At 43.8% G+C, this 21,526-nt stretch carries 25 protein-coding genes; 13 read left to right on the forward strand and 12 right to left on the reverse strand.

Annotated features, from left to right (window positions below; genetic code table 11):
- Positions 1-116: 116 nt before the first annotated feature.
- Positions 117-1,445: a flavin-containing monooxygenase gene (locus AC2D6U_RS04980; protein WP_484719846.1), complete on the forward strand. Its 1,329-nt coding sequence runs from the start codon at positions 117-119 to the stop codon at positions 1,443-1,445.
- Positions 1,442-2,227 (forward strand): alpha/beta hydrolase, encoded by a 786-nt coding sequence (locus AC2D6U_RS04985; RefSeq protein ID WP_484719847.1) that lies wholly within the window; start codon positions 1,442-1,444, stop codon positions 2,225-2,227. Before AC2D6U_RS04980 ends, AC2D6U_RS04985 begins: the two co-directional genes overlap by 4 nt.
- Positions 2,228-2,253: 26 nt before the next feature.
- On the opposite strand, the gene AC2D6U_RS04990 is transcribed toward AC2D6U_RS04985, so the two are convergent.
- Positions 2,254-2,505 (reverse strand): hypothetical protein, encoded by a 252-nt coding sequence (locus AC2D6U_RS04990; RefSeq protein ID WP_484719848.1) that lies wholly within the window; start codon positions 2,503-2,505, stop codon positions 2,254-2,256.
- A gap of 172 nt (positions 2,506-2,677) precedes the next feature.
- Here AC2D6U_RS04990 and AC2D6U_RS04995 point away from each other — a divergent pair, with 172 nt between their 5' ends.
- The gene (locus AC2D6U_RS04995) at positions 2,678-3,355 is read left to right on the forward strand and encodes an START domain-containing protein (RefSeq protein WP_484719849.1); all 678 of its coding nucleotides are present in this window, start codon (positions 2,678-2,680) and stop codon (positions 3,353-3,355) included.
- A gap of 40 nt (positions 3,356-3,395) precedes the next feature.
- A complete protein-coding gene (locus AC2D6U_RS05000) occupies positions 3,396-4,049 on the forward strand; it encodes an START domain-containing protein (RefSeq protein ID WP_484719850.1) in 654 nt (217 codons plus the stop codon).
- Between the two features lie 9 nt (positions 4,050-4,058).
- Here AC2D6U_RS05000 and AC2D6U_RS05005 read toward each other — a convergent pair whose 3' ends face one another.
- Both AC2D6U_RS05005 and AC2D6U_RS05010 read right to left on the reverse strand, forming a co-directional pair.
- A complete protein-coding gene (locus AC2D6U_RS05005; protein ID WP_484719851.1) occupies positions 4,059-5,075 on the reverse strand; it encodes a DUF4421 family protein in 1,017 nt (338 codons plus the stop codon).
- Between the two features lie 159 nt (positions 5,076-5,234).
- Positions 5,235-5,432 (reverse strand): hypothetical protein, encoded by a 198-nt coding sequence (locus AC2D6U_RS05010; protein ID WP_484719852.1) that lies wholly within the window; start codon positions 5,430-5,432, stop codon positions 5,235-5,237.
- A gap of 165 nt (positions 5,433-5,597) precedes the next feature.
- Between AC2D6U_RS05010 and AC2D6U_RS05015 the strand changes: the two genes are divergently transcribed.
- The 4 genes from AC2D6U_RS05015 to AC2D6U_RS05030 all read left to right on the forward strand — a co-directional run bounded on the left by AC2D6U_RS05015 (position 5,598) and on the right by AC2D6U_RS05030 (position 10,621).
- Positions 5,598-7,880: a patatin-like phospholipase family protein gene (locus AC2D6U_RS05015; RefSeq protein ID WP_484719853.1), complete on the forward strand. Its 2,283-nt coding sequence runs from the start codon at positions 5,598-5,600 to the stop codon at positions 7,878-7,880.
- 168 nt (positions 7,881-8,048) lie between these two features.
- The gene (glsA, locus tag AC2D6U_RS05020) at positions 8,049-8,873 is read left to right on the forward strand and encodes a lyso-glycine lipid O-acyltransferase GlsA (protein WP_484719854.1); all 825 of its coding nucleotides are present in this window, start codon (positions 8,049-8,051) and stop codon (positions 8,871-8,873) included.
- Positions 8,873-9,802 (forward strand): glycine N(alpha)-acyltransferase GlsB, encoded by a 930-nt coding sequence (gene glsB, locus AC2D6U_RS05025; protein WP_484719855.1) that lies wholly within the window; start codon positions 8,873-8,875, stop codon positions 9,800-9,802. Before glsA ends, glsB begins: the two co-directional genes overlap by 1 nt.
- A gap of 51 nt (positions 9,803-9,853) precedes the next feature.
- Positions 9,854-10,621, forward strand: coding sequence for a hypothetical protein (locus AC2D6U_RS05030; protein WP_484719856.1), 768 nt, complete (start codon positions 9,854-9,856; stop codon positions 10,619-10,621).
- A gap of 29 nt (positions 10,622-10,650) precedes the next feature.
- On the opposite strand, the gene AC2D6U_RS05035 is transcribed toward AC2D6U_RS05030, so the two are convergent.
- Positions 10,651-11,646 carry an XdhC family protein gene (locus tag AC2D6U_RS05035; RefSeq protein WP_484719857.1) on the reverse strand — a complete coding sequence of 332 codons (996 nt, stop codon included), beginning with the start codon at positions 11,644-11,646 and terminating at the stop codon, positions 10,651-10,653.
- A 102-nt stretch (positions 11,647-11,748) separates the two neighbouring features.
- Here AC2D6U_RS05035 and AC2D6U_RS05040 point away from each other — a divergent pair, with 102 nt between their 5' ends.
- The 5 genes from AC2D6U_RS05040 to AC2D6U_RS05060 all read left to right on the forward strand — a co-directional run bounded on the left by AC2D6U_RS05040 (position 11,749) and on the right by AC2D6U_RS05060 (position 15,951).
- Entirely contained in the window at positions 11,749-12,021 is a 273-nt protein-coding gene (locus tag AC2D6U_RS05040; RefSeq protein WP_484719858.1) for a ubiquitin family protein, read from the forward strand.
- 18 nt (positions 12,022-12,039) lie between these two features.
- Complete coding sequence (moaA, locus tag AC2D6U_RS05045; RefSeq protein WP_484719859.1) at positions 12,040-13,050, forward strand: GTP 3',8-cyclase MoaA; 1,011 nt, start codon at positions 12,040-12,042, stop codon at positions 13,048-13,050.
- Positions 13,051-13,117: 67 nt separating this feature from the next.
- Positions 13,118-14,320: a molybdopterin molybdotransferase MoeA gene (locus AC2D6U_RS05050; protein WP_484719860.1), complete on the forward strand. Its 1,203-nt coding sequence runs from the start codon at positions 13,118-13,120 to the stop codon at positions 14,318-14,320.
- Positions 14,320-14,796 carry a cyclic pyranopterin monophosphate synthase MoaC gene (moaC, locus tag AC2D6U_RS05055; RefSeq protein WP_484719861.1) on the forward strand — a complete coding sequence of 159 codons (477 nt, stop codon included), beginning with the start codon at positions 14,320-14,322 and terminating at the stop codon, positions 14,794-14,796. Before AC2D6U_RS05050 ends, moaC begins: the two co-directional genes overlap by 1 nt.
- Before the next feature lie 117 nt (positions 14,797-14,913).
- Entirely contained in the window at positions 14,914-15,951 is a 1,038-nt protein-coding gene (locus AC2D6U_RS05060) for a WD40/YVTN/BNR-like repeat-containing protein (protein ID WP_484719862.1), read from the forward strand.
- Here AC2D6U_RS05060 and sufU read toward each other — a convergent pair.
- The 8 genes from sufU to AC2D6U_RS05100 all read right to left on the reverse strand — a co-directional run bounded on the left by sufU (position 15,919) and on the right by AC2D6U_RS05100 (position 21,445).
- A complete protein-coding gene (sufU, locus tag AC2D6U_RS05065; protein ID WP_484719863.1) occupies positions 15,919-16,374 on the reverse strand; it encodes a Fe-S cluster assembly sulfur transfer protein SufU in 456 nt (151 codons plus the stop codon). The two genes, AC2D6U_RS05060 and sufU, sit on opposite strands and share 33 nt — an antisense overlap.
- Positions 16,371-17,588 carry an aminotransferase class V-fold PLP-dependent enzyme gene (locus AC2D6U_RS05070; protein WP_484719864.1) on the reverse strand — a complete coding sequence of 406 codons (1,218 nt, stop codon included), beginning with the start codon at positions 17,586-17,588 and terminating at the stop codon, positions 16,371-16,373. The genes sufU and AC2D6U_RS05070 overlap by 4 nt, the downstream gene beginning before the upstream one ends.
- Positions 17,589-17,786: 198 nt before the next feature.
- Complete coding sequence (locus AC2D6U_RS05075) at positions 17,787-18,203, reverse strand: molybdenum cofactor biosynthesis protein MoaE (RefSeq protein ID WP_484719865.1); 417 nt, start codon at positions 18,201-18,203, stop codon at positions 17,787-17,789.
- A complete protein-coding gene (locus AC2D6U_RS05080; protein ID WP_484719866.1) occupies positions 18,203-18,445 on the reverse strand; it encodes a MoaD/ThiS family protein in 243 nt (80 codons plus the stop codon). Before AC2D6U_RS05080 ends, AC2D6U_RS05075 begins: the two co-directional genes overlap by 1 nt.
- Positions 18,446-18,532: 87 nt before the next feature.
- Positions 18,533-19,666 carry a molybdopterin-synthase adenylyltransferase MoeB gene (moeB, locus tag AC2D6U_RS05085; protein WP_484719867.1) on the reverse strand — a complete coding sequence of 378 codons (1,134 nt, stop codon included), beginning with the start codon at positions 19,664-19,666 and terminating at the stop codon, positions 18,533-18,535.
- On the reverse strand, positions 19,656-20,264 hold the full coding sequence (locus AC2D6U_RS05090; protein WP_484719868.1) for a nucleotidyltransferase family protein: 609 nt from the start codon (positions 20,262-20,264) through the stop codon (positions 19,656-19,658). Before AC2D6U_RS05090 ends, moeB begins: the two co-directional genes overlap by 11 nt.
- A 64-nt stretch (positions 20,265-20,328) precedes the next feature.
- On the reverse strand, positions 20,329-20,688 hold the full coding sequence (locus tag AC2D6U_RS05095; protein ID WP_484719869.1) for a nuclear transport factor 2 family protein: 360 nt from the start codon (positions 20,686-20,688) through the stop codon (positions 20,329-20,331).
- 97 nt (positions 20,689-20,785) lie between these two features.
- A complete protein-coding gene (locus tag AC2D6U_RS05100) occupies positions 20,786-21,445 on the reverse strand; it encodes a peptidoglycan DD-metalloendopeptidase family protein (RefSeq protein ID WP_484719870.1) in 660 nt (219 codons plus the stop codon).
- Between the last annotated feature and the right edge of the window lie 81 nt (positions 21,446-21,526).

A 21,526-nucleotide genomic window follows, 5' to 3' on the forward strand; every position in this document is an offset into this window, starting at 1 on the left:
TTGCAGCCTGCCGCTTTCCGTCACAATACTCAAGACTCAAGACTCGAGATTCAAGCCACCCAACAGATCTACCCATACAATTACCGCTTTTTCCTTTTCATGAGTATATTCAAGCCATGAAGCCAACGGTATGTGTGATCGGCGCGGGACCTTCCGGGATAACCGCCATCAAGAACTTATTAGATGAGGGATTAGCGGTTAAGGCCTACGACTATAACCATGACGTAGGCGGTAATTGGATCTATACAGAGAACGAAAGCCATTCCTCCGTTTTTGAAACGACCCACATCATCAGTTCAAAGACCATGTCGCAATACGAAGATTTTACCTTTGACGATTTCGAAGCAGGAATTCCAGACTACCCCTCGCATGACCAACTCAGAAGGTATTTTCAGGCCTATGCCGCACATTTTGGACTCTATGCTCATATCGAATTCAAGACCTTGGTGAAGCATTGTGAGCGAATTAACGATCACAAATGGAACGTGACCACCGAATGCAACGGGATTCAAAAAACAGAAACGTTCAGTCACCTTGTCGTCTGTAATGGACACCATTGGCAACCGCGTTATCCCGAATATCCCGGTGAATTCACCGGTACGCTGTTGCATTCTCATCATTTCAAAAAGGCTGATCCGTTCAAAGACCAACGTGTCTTGGTGATCGGGGGTGGTAATTCGGCTTGCGATGTTGCTGTTGAGACGAGCCGAGTGACAAAAAAGACAGCGATCAGCATGCGAAGAGGCTATCGCATCGTTCCTAAATTTCTATTTGGTAAGCCAACGGATGTAGTGGCCAATAAAAACAAATGGTTGCCGCTGAAGTGGAAGTATTTTTTCTCTGAACAACTGGTCAAACTCATCAACGGTCCGAACACCCTCTACGGTTTGCAAGAACCTGATCACAAAGCGGGTGGAACGCACCCGACTGTAAACGATGAATTACTTTATAAGCTGAGGCATGGTAAGGTGATTCCCAAGGTAGACATTGATCGTTTTGAGGGAAATAAGGTACATTTCAAAGATGGTAGCACTGATGAATTTGATGTGGTCATTGCCTGCACTGGCTTCATTTTGGCACACCCCTTCTTTGATAAAAACTTCTTGGACTACACTGACTCAGAGGTACCGCTCTATTTAAAAATGTTTCACGAAGAGTATGAAAACCTTCATTTTATCGGCATGTTCCAACCGCTTGGCTGCATTTGGCCGGGTAGTGAGTTGCAAGCGAAGATCGCAGCCCGTGAGATCTCTGGCAAATGGCAAAGACCAGGAAACATGAAGGAACTCTGCCAAAGAGAAGTAACCCATCCCCATTTGAATCAGATCAAGACGCCGCGGCATACGATCACGGTAGACTTTGCCAAGTTTGTGAATCAGTTGAAAAAGCATCTACCCAAAGACTATGTGAGTAAAGAACCTCGAAAGTTGATGCAGGAGGCATGATTCATTACAAAGCAGAAGGAGCCCAAACCAAAGGTCATGTCCTGTTCATTCATGGTATGTGCCACGGGGCTTGGTGTTGGGACTTTGGCTTTATGCAAGCATTTACCCAGGCCGGTTATGACTGCTCAGCGATTGATCTACCCGGGCACGAGCAACCGGGTAAGAATCGAAAGGTCAATGATTTCGGCTTGTCAGACTATCTACACGCTATTGACGAGGCCATATCATCCATTGGGAAGGAATGCATCATCATTGGCCATTCGATGGGGGGATTCCTGACTCAAAAATACTTGGAAGTCAACACGTGTAAAGCGGCGATTCTACTGGCTCCTGTCCCCTATTTTGGGATACTCGCTCCTTCCTTGCGTTACATCAGTCGTCATTCTATGGCCTTCTTTTATCTCATGGCCCAAGACATTTACGGTCCTTTTGTAGAGCATGCAGAGGAACTCTTCTATGCTCTTCAGCAAGACCTGAGCATTACAGCAATTCAATCGCTGATGCGCTCAGAATCCTTTAAGGTATTGATTGGTATGATGGCAAAACCGGTTAAAGCACCCATCCCTAAACAAATCCCACTTATGGTGTTCGGAGGAGAAATGGATCGTGTCATCTCTACTTCAGAGATTGAACGCACGGCTCAGTTTCACCGTGTGGATCATCACCTTTTTTCGAATTGCGGGCATAACATGATGCTCGAAAGGGTATTTCCTGATGTTGCCCAATACATGCTTGATTGGTTGGATGACTTGGGAAACCCTAAGAATTCCGCTATTAACTAAAATGGAGAAATAAGCTACTCACCTTCTTAGCCGACCCAGGCTATTTTGATGACATCATCGATCTCTACTCTGAAATTACCAAAACGTGACCCTCCTTTTACGATAAGCGCAGGAGGTAAAGCCGGTACAACGATACGACCATAATTTTTTTCTACAGTCTCTTCTACTTCATGGCTGGCCAGAATCACTTCGGTGATTTGCCCATTGCGTTTGATCAATTGGACCTTACTTCCAATTGGAATATGCCGTATGCTTTCAAGTGCTTCTTCTTGAGTCATTAATAAATGTAATCTATTTGGTCATTGTATTGAATCATCATAAACCACTGTGCAATTCCTTTGTTCCTCAAATGGTCAAGATTTTTTATTTCGACCCGAAAGCAGGCGAAAGTCTTTGGTTGTCAAGGACGTGGAGATTAGGCAATACCCCGATTTTTTCACATCTTATGTCATGGACGCGCTGCGACATGTCATTTGGTTGCCTTTTTTGCTCCTGAACCTTCACATTGATGTACAGGGGCAAGAGTGGGAAAGAGAACTTGAACAAGACGGCATCTCTGTCTACACGCGCAACGTACCAGGAAAGGCATACAAAGAGTTCAAAGCCACCACCATTGTCAATACCTCTCTCCACAGCTTATTGGCCTTATTCAAATCGGTAGATCAAATGCCCGAGTGGCTAACACAATGCGAAGAAACTAAACTCATCAGCTCTGAACATTTTTGGCATCAGCTCAGCTATCACGAAGTGAAAGTGCCTGTTTTACGCAATCGAGACATGGTGCTCGAAATGAACATAAGCCAAGATACGATCATGAACACCCTCCGAATCGATATTCAAGGAAAACCTTCACTCTATCCCAAGCAAAGCAGAAAGATCCGTGTGGAGGACATTCATGGCTACTGGCTTTGTAAGCCACTTGAAGATGGCTCCATGTACATCGAATATAGCATGTACCTTGATCCTGCCGGAATCATACCTCCTTGGCTATACAATAAACGCATCAAAAACGATCCGTATGAAACCCTGCTGAACCTGCAGCAAAGAGTGAAGCGAAAAGAATTGAAGTTGGCCTTTTATCCGCAAGTTGCGCAGCTCACCAACCAACAGCAATTGATCATGAGGTAATTTGGCGGTATTGCCTATCTTTCGGAACATCTTTATTCCTATGTTTCAAAAATACACTTGGTTCCTTTTGGCACTTTTGATACCCTTCTGCTCTTTTGGCCAAACGCCATGGGAGCTGAAAGAAGATAAGGAAGGTATTCGAATCTATACACGAACCTTACCCAATAAGAAATACTTGGAGTTCAAAGCGACCACAGAAGTTGATGCTTCCATGCATAGCTTGATCGCGCTGCTGAAGTCAGTAGAAGACATGTCAAGTTGGATGAAGAATTTTGAGCAAAATAAGCTCCTGGCATCAAACGACTTCTGGCATCAGATCAGCTATCATGAGGTGTACATTCCTATCCTACAAAACAGAGATGTCATCCTGGAGCTAAAGGTCAATAAAAACCCGACCAACGGGTCCGTGCGTATTGACATGCTAGGTTTGCCCACCTACCTGCCAGAAGAGAGTAAAAAGACACGCATAAAAGAAATGAAAGGTTATTGGATCTGTCAACCTCTCGGCAATGATCGGATCAGCATAGAATATAGAATGTATGTAGACCCAGGCAGCAGCATCCCTAGCTGGTTGTACAATATGCGCATCAAGAAAGATCCATTCACTACACTCAAAAATATTCAAGCGATCGTCAAGGAAAGCGCTTTTAAGGATGCCTTTTATGCTGAACTCGTTGATGAACAAAACGAGTAGTCTACTGACTTATTTGATGATCTTCTCTTTGGTTTGATCTGCCCAATCGAGTGGTTTACGCAAAAACTTGGGTACCCTAAACCGGTAGCCGATAAACACTTCAAATCCATTTCTTGCTGCTGAAAGGTCGATTTCACGATCCGTACGATAATCAAACATGCGATAATTGAATACCGCTCCAGCAAAAAAGCGCTTGGCGTTGTAGCCGAGATTAACCCCGTAGCCATAGGCGATAACACTATTCGACACATTAAAATCCGGTCTGCTGCTGCCTGTGATGTCGGAATGTATCACCCCATAGCCTAAAGAAGCCACAGCACCAATGTAGTAATATTCGTAAATCACAAACTTATGGTTGTATGACAACCCTAAAACGGCTTGGTAATTATCCGTCCTATCAAATGGGATCAGATCAGTTTGTTTTTGGATGGTGTTGAAGTAAGAAATGCGAGCAAAGGGGATAAAGCTACCAGAGGATTTTAACTGACGCTCTGTCAAACTGGTTAATGCCTTCAACGAAAAATTCGAGTTGGTCAAATAACCGATATCTAAATGGATAGTATTGGTGGTGAAATTAGGGAAAATAATGGTGCCGTTGGGTTGTGGGGACGGATTGAGACTATTGTTGAGATAATAACCGACATTCTTATTGTAGTCAAAATTAAAGGCCCATTTGTCAAAGTTCAAGGCAGTACTGAATCCAGAGGTTTCTGTTTTTCCTTTCGACGTGTCGTCGTTACCGAAGAAACTCGGCACTTTAAAACTAAAACCGACTGTCAGCCATTTGTAATTGACAGATAAACGATTCCTTACATCCGTATTGGGTCGAAGGTCATAGTATTGATCAGCTGTAAATTGAATTCGATCGACCTCATTGAATCCATTCAATTTGATGGACAGATACTCATCAGTAGCTGCAATAAAATCGGATCTCTTCCATGTGGTGTCGCGAGCCGCCTGACCTGAAAGCTCGGTTGAGCAAAAAATAAGCCCGATCAAAAGAAATAAAGCGACTGAGAAACGCATGATGGAAACAATGCTACGAAATTATCAGAAGACTGCTAAACATTATCTAAAGTCCCTCAATTGTCTTTCTAAAAAAGAAGATGAGTCAAGGTGAAGCGCTCTAACCTAAACCCATTTCCTGATTTCGATGCCTATGGTTTGTTCCTCTTTTTCTTTTTCTTACCCGACAAAATTAAAGGCATCCACCATTAATACAGTGCCTGTTACGCCCGTAGCGCTCCCTACTAGTGCAACGATATTAGATGTAGGTAATTCGGGTGTTTGATCATCATCGTCGTCGCAAGCGACAACGGCAGTAAAGAAAAGCGCAGCAAAACACCAGGCTGCGAGTCGATTCCATTTTTGAGTTAGCTTCATTTCGATAAAAGTTTTGTTTGCCTATGAAACAGGACTATAGCCACTTAGTCAGTCCCTTCGCGACGAGTAGTCAATTGAAAGGTGTGAATCGTCGTTCAATTAGTGTCAAAGGTGTTTGATATCGCACCCCATGGTGCTATTTTTATAGGAAGTAACCTATTTCATATGAATCTCTTGAAACGCTCACTTTTACTTTTTTTTGTTTGCCTTACCTTTTCCCTGCAAGCACAGGTATCATCTTCAAATGAACAACCAAAAATTGGCTTGGTCCTTAGTGGCGGAGGTGCTCGTGGTATGGCCCATATTGGCGTCATCAAGGTACTAGAAGAAATTGGCATCTATCCTGACCTAATCACAGGCACAAGTATGGGAAGTGTTGTAGGCGGTTTATACGCATTAGGATACACCGCAGATGAACTCGATTCCATTACCAGAACAGCGGATTGGAGTGTCATCCTAGGCAACGACATCGATTATCGCAACGTCGCCTATGAGGAGAAAGACTTTTTTGGTCGATACCTGCTCGAACTGCCCACCGTCGGCCTTAGGCCTAGCTTACCCAAAGGAGTATTGGATGGTCAGAACCTATTTAAACTGTTCTCAGATCTTACCCGTTCTGCCCATGACATCGACGATTTTGATGAGCTACCCATACCCTACCGTGCCATTGCTACAGACATTGAAACTGGTAAGAGCGTCACTTTATCAGGGGGGTCATTAACGGAAAGTATGCGTGCCAGCATGGCCATCCCTTCTATTTTTACTCCCGTTGAGATTGATGGCAAACTATTGGTAGATGGTGGTTTAGTGCGGAATTTCCCCGTTACTGAAGCGAAGGAGCTTGGGGCTGACATCATCATTGGTGTTTTTGTTAGTACGGACTTGAAGGAAAAAGAAAGCCTCAATTCGCTGGTAGATATCTTATTTCAATCGAGCTTCGTGATGAGTGCTTATGATTCTCGCGAACAAACTCAGCTGGTCGATTTTTATGTTGAGCCACAGTTGGATGGTTACAGTTCAAGTTCTTTCACAGATGCTGATTCGATTGTGGCCCGGGGTTATCAAACCGCTTCTCTACTGAAGGAACGTTTCCAAGTCTTATACGATTCGTTAACGCAGCGAGGCAAAGTGTTCCAAAAACCTAAGCGCACCTTTACCCCTAACTCTTATCAATTGAATAACATTCGTGTCGAAGGAAACAAATCACTCTCGGCTGATTTCGTTTTGGGAAGGTTGCCCGTAGAGGAAGGCGTTGAAACGACCATAGAAGCGATCGATGAAGCGGTCGATAAGATCTATGGGACGCGCTATTTTGCGAAGGTCGGTTATACACTTCATCAAAACGAGGACGGCAGCCATGAACTCGTGTTTAAGGTTGAGGAAAAAGAAAATAATCAACTGAAATTTGCTGTACACTACAACAATGAAATTCGTGCAGGCCTGAACCTCAATTACACGTCACGGAACTACCTTTTACCAAATTCAAGGCTAGTTGCCGAGATCGATCTTGCTGAGAACTTTCGTGTAGACCTGAGCTATTTGAAGTACCTCGGTAAACGGCAGCTTGGTGCCGCCTCAGTGCATTACGATTACATCAATTACATTTTGCCCATATTTTCAGATGGCAATGAATTTGCAACCTTTGGTTTTAACAGAAACGACACCTTTTTTAGAGTACAAACGACCAATCGCCCGGACATGAGTTTTGGCATGGATTATTACTGGAATTTCAGCTCCTTAAAACCCCAAGTAACGGAGACCTTTAATTTCATTGACAAGGCAAACGTGCAAACGAACTTTGTTAGGCTTTTTTATGAATACATCACCTTTGAAAAGCCTTTTATCCCAATGCAAGGGGTTGACTTGCGAGTGGAGTCTGGTTTTTCATTGTCGAATAAAGCAGACATCAGGTATAACGAATTGTCAACTCCTGCATTTGAAGCCATTGTTAATGAAGCCTTCAGAGCAGAAGACTTTTATTACGTCAAATTGATCAGCACAGTCTACTTACCTCTTGCCGAAAACATCAGCCTGATCACTGAAGCCGACATGGTTTACACCAGTAATGACAGAACTGGCTTGAATAACACTTACGGGTTTGGCGGTTTTTATGACAATTACATTCTTACCAGCTCGTTCTACGGCGCTGCATTTTATCAATATGATGCCAATCATTTTATTAAGCTTGGGCTCGGTGTACAATTGAAAGCAGCGCGAAATCTCTATTTCAAAGTACATACCAACTACATTGATGGGCGATATCCCGTGAGATGGTTCGATTCGGGAGCAACCCGTGACATCAACCTATTTGATGGCGAACCTTCTCTCATTGGTTATGGAATCGGTATAGCATTCAATTCGATACTGGGTCCACTGGAATTCAATCTGGGATCGACAGAAAATACCGACAGGGTTAGAATTGGTCTGAATGTCGGTTTCTCTTTCTAGCGCTGATCTAGGTTTTAAGTAATAAGAAATTGGACTTTGAGCACAAGCTTGTCATCACCAAGTTCAAGAGCCTAGTATTTTTTACTTTTCACTCCAGCACAACCGATTTCCCTATGGCTTTATGAAAAATTGCGCTTATTATTGCCACTTTCCTTTTGCTTGTTCCTGATGGAAAAATTCATTGATGTAAGAAAGGTTATTGCCGAAAAGAACCCGAAGGTCCTCAAATGGATTCCTGGCTTTGTGCTCAATTACCTTCGAAAGATAATTCACGAAGAAGAGGTCAATGAATTCATGTCGCGTAATAAAGAAGCCGATGCCTACGACTTCTGTGATGCCTGCATGGAGAAGTTCAATATTACCATCCATTTGCATGGTGAAGAACATATCCCACCCATGTCAGAGTCGTGCATATTCGCGGCTAATCATCCATTAGGTGGTTTTGACGCCGTAGCGCTGATTTCAAAATTACGTGATGTCCGACCTGATATCACCTTTATTGTGAACGACTTCTTGATGCACCTCACCAACCTAAGGAGCATGTTCATCGGAGTGAACAAAGTGGGTAAAAATGCAGCAGAGTCTTTACAGCAGGTAGACAAACAGTTTGGATCTGATCGGGCCACCTTCATTTTTCCCGCTGGCTTGGTGAGCAGAAGAACCAATGGAAAGATAGAAGATGTTTTTTGGCGTAAGACCTTTATTTCTAAAGCCAAAAAGTATAAAAAACCTATAATTCCAGTGTATATTGAAGGAAGGCTGACTGACCGTTTTTATCGGCTAGCCAATATTCGAAAGTTCTTGGGTATCAAATTCAATATTGAAATGATATTCCTGGTTGATGAACTCTTCAAGCAGCAAGATAACGTCATGCACATCCGCTTTGGAGAACGTATACCACCAGAGACATTCGATGAAAGCAAAAATGAAAAGGAATGGTCGGAATGGGTAAAAGCAAAAGTTTATTCCATGGCTAACACGTTTGACAACTGATGGAGAAGAAAATAGAACAGGAAATCATCCCACCTGTGGACAGGAAGCTGCTCGAGCAAGAACTCTGCAAAGAGCGGTTTGTGAAGATGACAAAAAAGGGAAATAACGAGATCTACATCGTCAACCATCATAATTCACCGCATACCATGCGAGAGATCGGTCGGTTGAGAGAGGTTTCGTTTAGAGGTGCCGGTGGTGGAACGGGTGAAGCACTCGATATTGACGACTACGACACTTGTCAACGCTGTTATGAGCAGCTGATCGTATGGAACCCGGAAGATCAGGAAATCATCGGGGGCTACCGCTACATTACGGGCGAACGAGCTTTTAACCCCGAGACGAAGGAATTCGATCTATCCACGGCTCACTACTTCGACTTTTCAGATGAAATGAAAAAGGCCTACCTGCCCTATTCCATCGAATTAGGTCGGTCTTGGGTACAACCAGCCTACCAACCCGCAAATAACCCAAGGAAAGGACTTTATGCCCTATCAAACATATGGGATGGCTTGGGTTCCCTATTGACTGAGTATCCGGAGAACAAGTACTTCTTTGGCAAAGTCACCATGTACAAAAGCTACAATACTGAGGCCAGAGACATTCTCTTGGGCTTTATGGAGCATTACTTCCCGGACAACTCGCATCTGTGCGAGCCTAAAGCAGAACTCAACGCGCCCTTCAAACAGGAAACGTTTGATCTTCACTTTGACAAGTCCTTAGACTTTCACGAAGGCTTTCGACTACTTCATAAGTTATTGAAAGATAGAGGAGAATGGATTCCACCGCTGATCAATATCTACATGAATTTATCTTCAACGATGAAAACTTTTGGAACAGCGCAAAATCCGGATTTCGGTGATGTAGAAGAAACAGGTCTGATCGTCACCATAGCCGATATCAATCCAGATGTCATTCAACGACACACTTAAGTTTACTTCTTACTGTTCATTTGGTTATATTCGCTGCCAAATCTTTAAACCATGCGTTTAGGACAAGCGGCCCGAAAATTTGAAACTACCACTGATAAGCTCGTTAATTTATTAGAGCAGCACTTCAGAACAGTCAATGACCACCCCAATATTAAATTGACCGATGAAGAGGTTACTTTTTTTGCGACCACCTTTGCGCCAAAAAAGCCTATTGTCTCGCAGGATATGGAACCAGAAACTGTGGATGAGGTTCCTGAAAAGGAAGAGATTGAAGAACCGGGTGAGCTCCTAATAGACGAACCTGCGGAAGCACCAAAATTCATTGACTCGCTACGACCTCAGGTGTTTACTTTAGAAGAGGAGTTTATAGAAAAGACCAAAGAATTAGAAAAATTCAAGGCAGAAAAGCCCGAATTGGAAGGACTGAAAGTAGTCGGTAAGATCGAATTGCCAGAACCAAAGCCCAAGGTCGAAAAAGAAGCCAAGGAAAAGAAGGTAAGCCGAGAGAGGCCTGCACGAAATAGACAGCCGAGAAGCAATTCAGTAACGGAGCAGCGAAAGCGTGAAGAGCGCATTGCCAAGCGCAAAAAGATCGAGGCTGAACAACGAGAGAAGGAACTAAAAAGGAAGTATTACGAAGAACAGGTAAAAGCGAAGCTTCAGGCCCAAAAAACAAAAAAGAAGAAGAAAAAGGAGGAAACTCCTAGCGCAAAACCAAGCAGGGCACCACAAAAAGTCAAAGCAAAACAGACAAAAAAGGCCACAGGACTTAAGCGCCTCTGGCTTTGGCTGAATGGTGCTTACGATACCCATGATTGATGCCGCGAAAAGCGACATACGTCGATCACTTATGCATTCTTTATTCCAATAACCTCGGCCATCACGCTGAGTGCAATTTCTCTGGGCAATAAAGCATGGATATCCAGTCCTATCGGGGCATGAATTCTGTTCATCTGTGCTTCTTCAAACCCATACCCTTTTAATCGTTCAAGGCGTTTAGCATGTGTCTTTTTACTCCCTAAGGCCCCGATGTAGCGGACGTTGGAATTTAAAAGGATCTTCAGTGCCTCATCATCGATCTTCGGATCGTGAGACAGAATCACAGCGTAAGTATTTCGATCCAGACGAACATCATGCAAGATCTCCTGCGGCCATTTGACATGCAACTGATCAGGTGCCTCGTGGTAGCTTGTCTTTTTAGCGAAAGTATCGCGCGGGTCGATAACGATCGTTTCGAATTCGAACTTTTTAGCCAAGCCAATCAGCTCTGCTGTAATGTGCGCCGATCCGATCAATAGCATCCGACTAGGTAGAGGAAAAACATGGCAGAAGTAGGAAATGCCATCTTTCTCGATCAGTCCATTCTCCCCTTTTTGATAATAGGCTTGCATTTGATCGTTCACTTCCTGACTGTGCGCATTCTTTGTTTCAGGATCGATAAAATAGTGGTAGCCTTTGGGCTTCAATTCTGTAAGAATGATCAAGCCCCTATTTTGGCTAGTAAAGGTTCGAATGATGTCCCAGTCTTCTCGATTGAAAAACGGCTGAATGTAAACCGATAATGCGCCACCACAGCTCAGTCCAACCTCCCATGCTTCTTCATCAGCGACGCCATAGTCGACTAATTCGGGCGTTTTGGTTTCCAGCACCTTAAGGGCTTTTCCAATAACCGATTTTTCAACACAGCCACCACTCACGGAACCCATCATCTCCCCTTCTTCGGTCACCAATAATACCGAACCAACGGGTCGTGGCGAGCTTCTCCATGTCTTGACTACACGGGCCATGGCCAATGCTGTTCCGTTACTGATCGCTTGCGAGATTAAGTCTTGGTATGCTAACATATCTTTATCCTTGCTCGTTAGGCCTTTATGTTACAAATTGAATTCAGATTAGAGCCTTGAAGTTCTAAAGAGATTTGGTATTAGAAAAGGTTTAAGCAGTCAATGGCCAAAATAAGTTGTACAAGTTCACTGAAGCGTTTTTTTCCTAGTTTGGAAAAGGAGGACATTCAAGCCGACACCTTATTAGAATCAATCGATCGAATGAATCAGCTTTATCCCGGTTTCAAAGCCTATGTGCTCGATGAACATGAAAACTTGAGGGAATTCTTACATATTTATGTCAATGATGAACTCTTAAAGGAGAGAAAGAATTTGGCTGTAAAATTAAATGCGGAAACGACTATTTACATTGCTCAAGCCATATCCGGTGGTTAAGTCATAAATAAGGCAAATTTGGAGAACAAGGAATTGGATAAGGGACTTTACGATAACCATGGCAGACGACTGAATTATTTGCGTTTAGCCGTTACGGAGAGGTGTAACCTAAGATGTTTCTACTGCATGCCAGAACAAGGGTTGGCATGGAATAAAAAAGAGGAGATCTTAAGCTATGAAGAAATGCTCAGACTCGTCGAGATACTGGCTAGGCTTGGCATTTCAAAAGTTAGGATCACCGGAGGAGAACCTTTTGTCCGCAAAGACCTGCTTCCCTTTATGGCTGAATTGACACGTGTATCAGGAATCGAAAAGATCAACATTACCACGAATGGAACCGCCCCACTCCACTCCATAGAAGCCATGAATGCCATTGGCATTCACTCGGTCAACCTGAGCTTAGACGCATTGGATGCCAAGCGCTTTCATCAGATCACAAGACGGGACGAATTTGACCAGGTCTGGGCCTTCTATCGTGAGCTGATGAAACAAGGGTTGCAAACCAAGGTCAATGCAGTCGTGATGAAAGAGCATAACATCGAAGACATCATCCCAATGGTCGCACTAACAGAAAAGGATCCGGTAAATGTGCGTTTTATAGAAGAAATGCCATTTAACGGCGGAAGCAAAGGTTATGAACCCATTGAGTGGAATTACAAAAAGATCCTAGCCCACATACAATCGGTTTACCCGCACATTACCCGTTTGTCTGATGAAAAGACATCAACAAGCTATAATTACCAAGTCCCTGAAGCAAAGGGTTCTTTTGGCGTGATCCCGGCCTACACAAGAACCATCTGCGGTACCTGTGACCGTATCAGGTTGACACCCAAAGGTGAATTAAAGACCTGTCTCTATCAGCATGGCGGCTTCAGTTTTAGGGATTTCATGCGGTCGGGAGCAAGTGATCAAGACATTGAAGAGAAATTCCTGCTACTCTTTAAGAGCAGAGCGAAGGACGGTTTTGAAGCAGAAAAACAGAAAACGAACACGAGTTCTTTTGAGTCCATGGCAACCATTGGAGGTTAGGTACTGACATTTATATTGAGTTCCTTTAAAAATTTCAAACACATCAACGCATCAGATAAACCCAGTAATGATTAGTTATCAAGAAGCACTAGAGATCATAACAAGTCACTCCTTTCAGCTGAAACAAAAAACGGTACCGCTCGCTCAGGCCAATGGATATGTTCTCGCTGAAGACGTCATAGCAGATAGGCCCTTACCTCCCTATGATCGTGTGACAATGGATGGAATCGCCATCAACTACGATGCCTATGCTCGTGGTCAGCGTAATTTTGAGGTGTTAGCAACCATTGGTGCCGGCGTACCTCAACAACACATCACAGCTTCCGATAAATGTGTACAAATCATGACAGGCGCCATCATGCCTACGGGTTTAGATACTGTTATTCGCTATGAAGAGATCAGTATTACCAATGATGTTGCCACCCTGCAGGTAGAAGAGATCAAGAGAGCACAGAATGTTCATTTCAAGGGTGAAGACCGACCCCAAGGGGAAATCCTGTTAAAAAGAGGAATCGAGCTTGGACCTACCGAATTGATCGTAGCAGCTGCGGTTGGAAAAGCCGAACTCAGTGTTTATCAATTGCCCAAAGCCGCTATCATCACCACAGGCGACGAATTGGTCGATGTACACGAAAAGCCGGAAGCCCACCAAATCAGAAGGTCGAGTAATTATGGGGTATTGGCGGCATTAGCCGAGTGGAACATACAGGCGGAACAATTTCATTTGAGGGATGGCAAAGAGTTGTTAAACAGAGAGTTATCACGCTTAATTACAAGTTTTGATGTATTGATTCTAACCGGAGGTGTTTCACGAGGTAAATTTGATTTTCTACCCGAAGTATTGGATGAACTCGGTGTAAAGAAACATTTTCACAAAGTCAAACAGCGTCCGGGAAAACCGTTTTGGTTTGGGACATCTTCATCTGGAACTACGGTCTTTGCCCTTCCAGGCAATCCTGTTTCCTCCTTTGTTTGTGCGCAGGCCTACATAAAATATTGGGTGCGCCATTCTTTAGGATTGTCTACTACTCTGTCTCATGTCAAATTGGCGAGTAACCTCACATTTGTGCCTCCTTTGACCTATTTCTTAGAATGCAAGGTACAAACCAATGCTAGCGGTGAATGTGTGGCTGAAACCTTCAAGGGAAATGGATCTGGTGATTTTGCGAACATGACACTTGCCGATGGCTTTATCGTATTGCCAGAGGACAAAAATGAATTCTCATCAGGTGAAGTTTATCCGTATATTCCCTACCGAAAAACCCTCTAATGAGTAAAAAATTCTCTCATATCGAAAAGAATCAACCGGTGATGGTGGATGTCAGCGATAAATTGGACAGTAAAAGAACTGCAATGGCTCAGGCCATCGTCCAATTGCCTGACGACATGGCTGAACATGTGAAGGACGGTGAGATCAAATCGTTGAAAGGACCTGTTTTTCAAACAGCGATCATTGCCGGTATTCAAGGAGCCAAAAGAACCTATGAATTGATTCCAATGTGCCATCAACTCAATCTTAATAAAGTTGGAATTGAGATCGAACTAAAGGAAGGACTTCGTTTAGAGATCACCTGTGAAGCCCGCTGTAGTGGTAAAACAGGAGTAGAAATGGAAGCCTTGACGGGTGCCACAATTGCGGCATTGACGGTTTACGACATGTGCAAAGCCTTTTCTCATGATATTGAAATTCATTCCACACGATTGATCAAGAAAACCGGTGGAAAGTCGGATTATAACTCGAAATAATATTTATTGTCACTGCGAGCCTGCCTGACGGTAGGCAGGGCACGAAGCAGTCTTAACACGTCAAGAGAAAAAGATTCCTTCGTCCTACGTCCTCGGAATGACGTTCTAATAAAAAGAATGAAACTAGTCACAGGAACAGATAAAGGTCTACTCGTTTACTCGAAATCGGCAGAATCATGGAAGTTGGAAAACATCCATTTCATGGGACTTCCTGTAGGTGCATTTCACCAAACTCAAACAGGCAATTGGTGGGTTGCCATTAATCATAAACACTGGGGAAGCAAATTGTACATAAGTACGGATCAAGGACAAACCTTTGACGAGCACATCGCTCCCGCATTTGATCAGGATAGTCCGTATACATTACACTCGATCTGGACGATCGCTTCTCATGGAGAAGACCTTTACCTTGGCACCGAGCCTGCTGCCCTATTCAAACGAATTGGCAATACATTTCATGAGATCAAGGCCTTGAGCAAGCACCCAAGCCGACCCGAATGGCAAGGTGGCGGCAAAGGAAGCAAAAACCCCTTTTTGCACAGTATTCTATTTCACCCTTTAGATCCAGAACAACTCATGGTAGGCATCAGCTGTGCGGGTGTTTTTAAAAGTCTTGACGGAGGACAAAGCTGGTCACCGTCTAATAAAGGTTTACAGGCCTTCTACTTACCTAAATCGACTGTAGAGGTAGGTCATGATCCACATTCCATCATACGCCATCCACAAACCTCCAATGTGTTGTGGCAGCAGAACCACTGCGGCATTTATCGGTCAATAGACAATGGTGATACTTGGCAAGATGTTTCCGATCCAAAGGGCTTGGCTTATTATGGCTTCGATTTGGTCATTGACAACAAAGACATTGACACTGCCTGGGTAATTCCCGCTGAATCGGATGACATGCGAATGCCGCACAAAGGGCAATTGGTCGTTTATCGAACCACAGATGCCGGACTGAGCTGGCATCCACTGACCAAAGGACTTCCTCAGGATGCCGCCTTTGACCTGGTATTAAGGGATGGGTTTGATAAACGTGGAGATGTTTTGGCCTTCGGCACCAATAACGGAAATCTCTACCTCAGCCACGACCGAGGTGAGCATTGGACTTGTTTAAGTCAAAGTTTAAGCACCATCCGTTCCGTTCACCTCATTTAAATATTCGTTAACTCGCTCCCAACTGAGTGAGGCACATGCTTTTCGTTCTGGAAAATCTCTGGCAGCGGCAAAAGCCAATAGCTGCTCGTTTGTGGTGATTGCTTCCGGTTCGTTCAAAGAGTCCTCATCGATCAGTTCCAGAAAGCTAGTGATCAATGGGCCGATCTCAACCAGCGTTTTGCCAATCACAAGTTCGGCCAATACAGCAGTGGAAGCTTTGGAAATCGCACAGCCATAACCTTCGAACCTGGCATCTTCTACCCTGTCCTCTAACAAACGCAAATAGACCGTGTACTGATCACCGCACATGGGGTTATAGGCTTCGAGTGCATGGGTATAGTCGGCCAACTTACCAACAAGTTGCACCTCCTTAGATTTGGCCAGAATGTGCTTCTGATATAATCCTTTGATCCGTTCGTTCATAAGAAAAAGGCTTTGGCCTCTTCGATGCCTTCGACAAGCCTGTCAATATCTTCCCTAGTATTATAAATCCCGAATGATGTCCTTGTCGTTGCATGCACATTAAGCTTCGTCATCAGCGGCTGTGCACAATGATGGCCAGCTCTAACACAAATGCCCTTTTCATTCAGAAAGGTAGCCAAATCATGGGGATGTACCCCTGCTAAAGTAAACGCAATCACCGGTGCGCGTTCTTCACCACCCTTGATATCAATCAACTCAATGGCCTTTAGTTTACCCATTGCGTAATGAGTCAATTCATTCAAGTAGTTGTGGATTACCAGCATTCCAATTTCCTCCAGAAAATCAATGGCAGCAGCAAGACCAATCGCCCCAGCTATATGCTGTGTGCCCGCCTCGTGCTTATGAGGGCTCTTCTTGATATAGGACGACGATTCCATGGCCACTCTTGTGATCATTCCCCCACCATAGGATAATGGCTCTATGGCATCAAGCAAAGCGCGTTTACCATAGAGCACCCCGATACCGGTAGGTCCGTAGAGTTTATGTGCGGAAAAGGCCATAAAGTCACAATCCCATGATTGCACATCTATTCTACTATGGGCTAATGTTTGTGCAGCATCCACAACTACTTGAGCCCCATGTTCATGTGCAAGCTGCGTAATCCGTGCAACATTGAGACAGGTTCCCAAAACATTTGACGTGGCCGTGATACCCACCATGGCCGTCTTTTTCTGCAGTAATTGGATCAGTTCCTCAAAAGAAATATTTCCTTGACCGTCAATCGGCAATGCCTTGATCACAGCTCCGGTTCGGTGAGCCAGCTCCTGCCATGGAATAAGGTTGGCATGATGTTCCATTTCACTCAAAATGAGTTGATCTCCTGCCTCGACATGCTTTTCAAAATGGCTTCTTGCTAATTTATTGAGCGCATCTGTTGTGCCTGAAGTAAAAACGATCTCTTCAGGATAGGCCGCATGAATAAACTGAGCAATTCGTTCTCTGACCTGCTCAAATGCCGTACTCGCTGCACTTGCAGGCCAATAGCTACCTCTGCCTGAGTTGGCATAGTATCCTGCATAAAAGGATGAAATCGCATCGATCACCGCTTGAGGCTTCTGCGCTGAGGAGGCAGAATCCAGATAAATCAATTCCTGTCCAAGCGGGGTTTGCTGCTTGAAGATGGGAAATTGTGATTTGATCGATTTGATGTTCATTTATCCTTAATCGTCATTCCGAGGACGTAGGACGAAGGAATCTCTTTGAAATTCAAAAAGACTGCTTCGTGTCTAGCAGTAAAGGTCTAATTATATTTTGGTGAATTCTTTTGCATTCAATACTCAACATTAAGCATTCATCAGTTACCCTTAGTCCCTAAAGGGATGCCACATAATTAAACATTCACTATTTATTAATCATGGATGGGCGCTTACCCAAACCTCACCATCTTCAAAGACTTCTTTCTTCCATATGGGTACCGTTTCTTTTAAGGTGTCTATGGCAAACTCGCAAGCGGCAAATGCCTCCTTTCGGTGAGCTGAAGAACAAGCAATGACAACCGCTTCTTCTTCAATGGGCACATGTCCGACTCTATGATGAATGACCATATCGTGTAAACCCCATCTCTTAATCGCTTCGTCGGCGATTTTGCACATTTCTTTAATTGCCATCGGTTCATACGATTCGAATTCCAAATGCTTCACCGATTTGCCTTTAGTCTGATCACGCACTGTACCTACAAAGACCACTACTCCTCCTGCTCCAGGATACACAACAGCATCCGAACATGCTTTGCTATCCAATCGTTGTTCTGTTATCAAAATTCTATTCATCAGCCACCACTTACAGGTGGAATCAACACCACCTCATCATTCGGATTCAATTGATAATCGTCCGAAACGTATTCTGTATTCACCGCAAATCTGAGCGAAGCAAGCTTTTCAAAATCTGGGAAGTTCCCGATCAACTCCTTACGCAAAGCAGCAACAGATGGATCATCCGACAGCTCAACTTGGGTGCGTTTTTGTTTTAATATGTCCTTGGCAATGCCAAATGCCGTTACTTCTATTTTCATTATTTCAACTATCCACGTCATGCTGAATTCATTTCAGCATTTGTTATTCATGAGACCCTGAAACAAGTTCAGGATGACGAATAACGATTAATAAGCCGGCAAACTCGGATCAATCTCCTTTTGCCAAGCAGCTATTCCACCTTTTAAATTTACTAAATTATCAAAGCCGTGTTCCCTTAAAAGCGCAATCGCTTTCTGACTTCTACCTCCCATTTTACACATTACGACCACTTCTTGATCTCTGGGAATTTGTTCGATTTGATTCAACAGCTTATTCAACGGAATCAAATGACCTCCCAAATTAGCGATCTCATATTCATAATCTTCACGTACATCCAAGATCCAAAGATCTCCCTTATCGATTTTTTCCTTGAGTGCCTGCACACTCATTTCATTCATTGGCTGCTTTTTGATCTCACCCATGCAAAAAGCCTCATAATCGATCAGCTCAGTGATGGTTGGGCTATCACCAGATATCGGGTTTGCCGGATTCTTGGTAACGTTTAACGTATGCGTACCGAAATCCAAGGCATCGAAAACAAACAAACGACCCGATAGGCTCTCACCTATTCCAGCTAGGAGCTTGATCGCTTCATTGGCCATCATGGAGCCAATAATACCTGGCAAGACACCCAAAACGCCTCCTTCGCTACAACTCGGCACCAGTTCTGCCGGTGGTGGCGTCGGGAAAAGATCGCGATAATTCGGTCCTCTACCTGCCGTTGATTCGGCATTAAAGACTGAAACTTGTCCTTCAAATCGATAGATGGCCCCATAGACCAAAGGAATACCGCAGAAATAGCAGGCATCATTGACCAAATAACGTGTTGCCAGGTTGTCTGAACCGTCGATCACCAAATCGTATGAAGCGAGCAGCTGCAGCGCATTGGAGGAGTTCATGGCTTCTTCATAGACCTGAAAGGTAAGCTCTGGATTGAGCGCTGCTAAGCGTTTTTCCGCCATTCTTGCCTTTGAACGTCCCAGTTGATTGCTATCAAAGAGTACCTGCCGTTGCAAGTTGGATAAACTGACCGTGTCAAAATCAACAATACCGATTTTTCCCACACCGGCAGCGGTCAAATACTGAAGGATTGGTGCACCAAGCCCTCCAGCTCCTATCACCAAGACAGCTGCATTTTTCAGCTTCGCTTGTCCTTCTTCGCCGAATTCGGGGATGATGATCTGGCGGTTGTATCGTTGATGGTCCTTATTACTGAGCACGGGTTTTGAATTCGGCTAAATTTTCTGGTGTGTCAATATCGAAAAAGTAATGGTCAGATGTTGTGTCCAAGTGTATCAAATGCGACTGGTTGGCCTGAATGATCGAAGCACATCCCTCCATGTTTGTATGTTCAGCTATTGCTTGAAAATGAGCTGCACCAAAGACAACAGGATTTCCCTTTCTAGCCTCTTTAAATGGTGCCGCGATGCCGTCTCGTCTATTGTTCTCACGGAATTTAGTTAGTAATGCATCATAATCAGCCGAAGTGAGCAAAGGCATATCTCCCAGACAGATCATCACAGCATCTGCATCGAGGGCTTCATTCAATCCCGCTTGAATGGAGGTGGTCATGCCTAACGCAAAGTTTGCATTAAAAACGAACTCTGGAATTGGCAAGTCACAATTGACAATTGACGATTGTACTCGATCAGCATCTCTACCGGTAACCACAATTAATTGATCTACGGTTGAAGCCTGCAAGGCAGCAAAAGTATGTTGTATCAAAGTCTTTCCCGGTACAATAGGCTGGAGTAATTTATTCGGTCCTTGCATCCGTGAAGACAAGCCTGCAGCAATCAATATGGCGGTTATGCGCATGTACGAATAAACAAAAAAAGGAGCACATGGCTCCTTTCCTTAAACGTCTTTTGTTAACGCTTTCTTAGTTGGCATTGTTGTAGTAAAAACGTTCGTGAACGATCTTTCCGTCTTTCCAACGCTGAACACCCACTTGTTCCATTTTTGCTCTTGTGCCATCTTGAAACGTCACATCCATCATGGTTTCATGCATAACCACTCCATCTTCCTCGTTAGAGGTAATACTCCTCACATCTAAGCCATGGAATTCTTTTACCATACTTAAAAACTCAACTTCATGGGCTCTGCAAGATTCTTTTCCTTCCCATGTTCCTCTTGGCTCGGTCAATACCACATCATCCGCGTAATACTTATCAAATGCTTCCAACAATTGACCTTGTCCAATCATGTTGTAAATGTCTTCTGTTCTTTCTCTATAAGTCATAATGATTTATTTATATGTATATACACAGAAATAACATCACAACTGAATAAAGGTTCAATTAACTGAAAATATTTTTATTTGAATTCTATTGGAGACGTTATAAAAAGAATGACTTGGGGTCTGGGCAATTCTTTAAATATAGCGCTGCTCCTGATTGTTTGCATACACCCGGATAATCACCAATGTGGCCTTGCATGTCCCACATCAACTGAAAGTGTAGATGCGGTGGCCAGTGAAAATTCTCTTCGTAGGCTCCAATGCGGGCGAACATCTCTCCTTTTGAAATAAACTGACCGACCTCTTTGTCATCCAATGACGCAATTGACAAATGCCCGTAGAGGCTATACAACTTTCTATCCCCTAAATCATGCTCCAATATAATGACAGGACCATAATCTCCATGAAAAGCCCGGTTATCAAAGGAATGAATCCTTGCATCCAGTGGCGAAAAGACTGGAGTACCTACTTTCGCCCAAAGGTCTATCCCGAGATGAACCGTCCTTGGTTCTTCGCCCTCAAAAAGATCACTTCGACTATACAAGCTGCGCTCCTCACCGTATCCTCCAATGCCAACCGTACATTCGTGCTTGTCCAGCAAGCCAAAGATATAGTCTGTGAACTGCTCTTTATTGTTCAGGTCAATGGAAGCTAACACCTCGTTATCCTTACTTAGGTCTAAATGATGCACCTTCTGTGGGTCAAATTGCACCACCTGAGCCGGCTTTATGTTATGTCGTTCTAATAGTTCTTGTAGCATTCTTATTTTTTATGAAGCCTATGTATTCTTCTGATGAGTCTCAGCGAGACGCTAAGGCTAGTCCTTCAATGATTTTAATGC

Source organism: Roseivirga sp. YIW32, assembly GCF_057219245.1.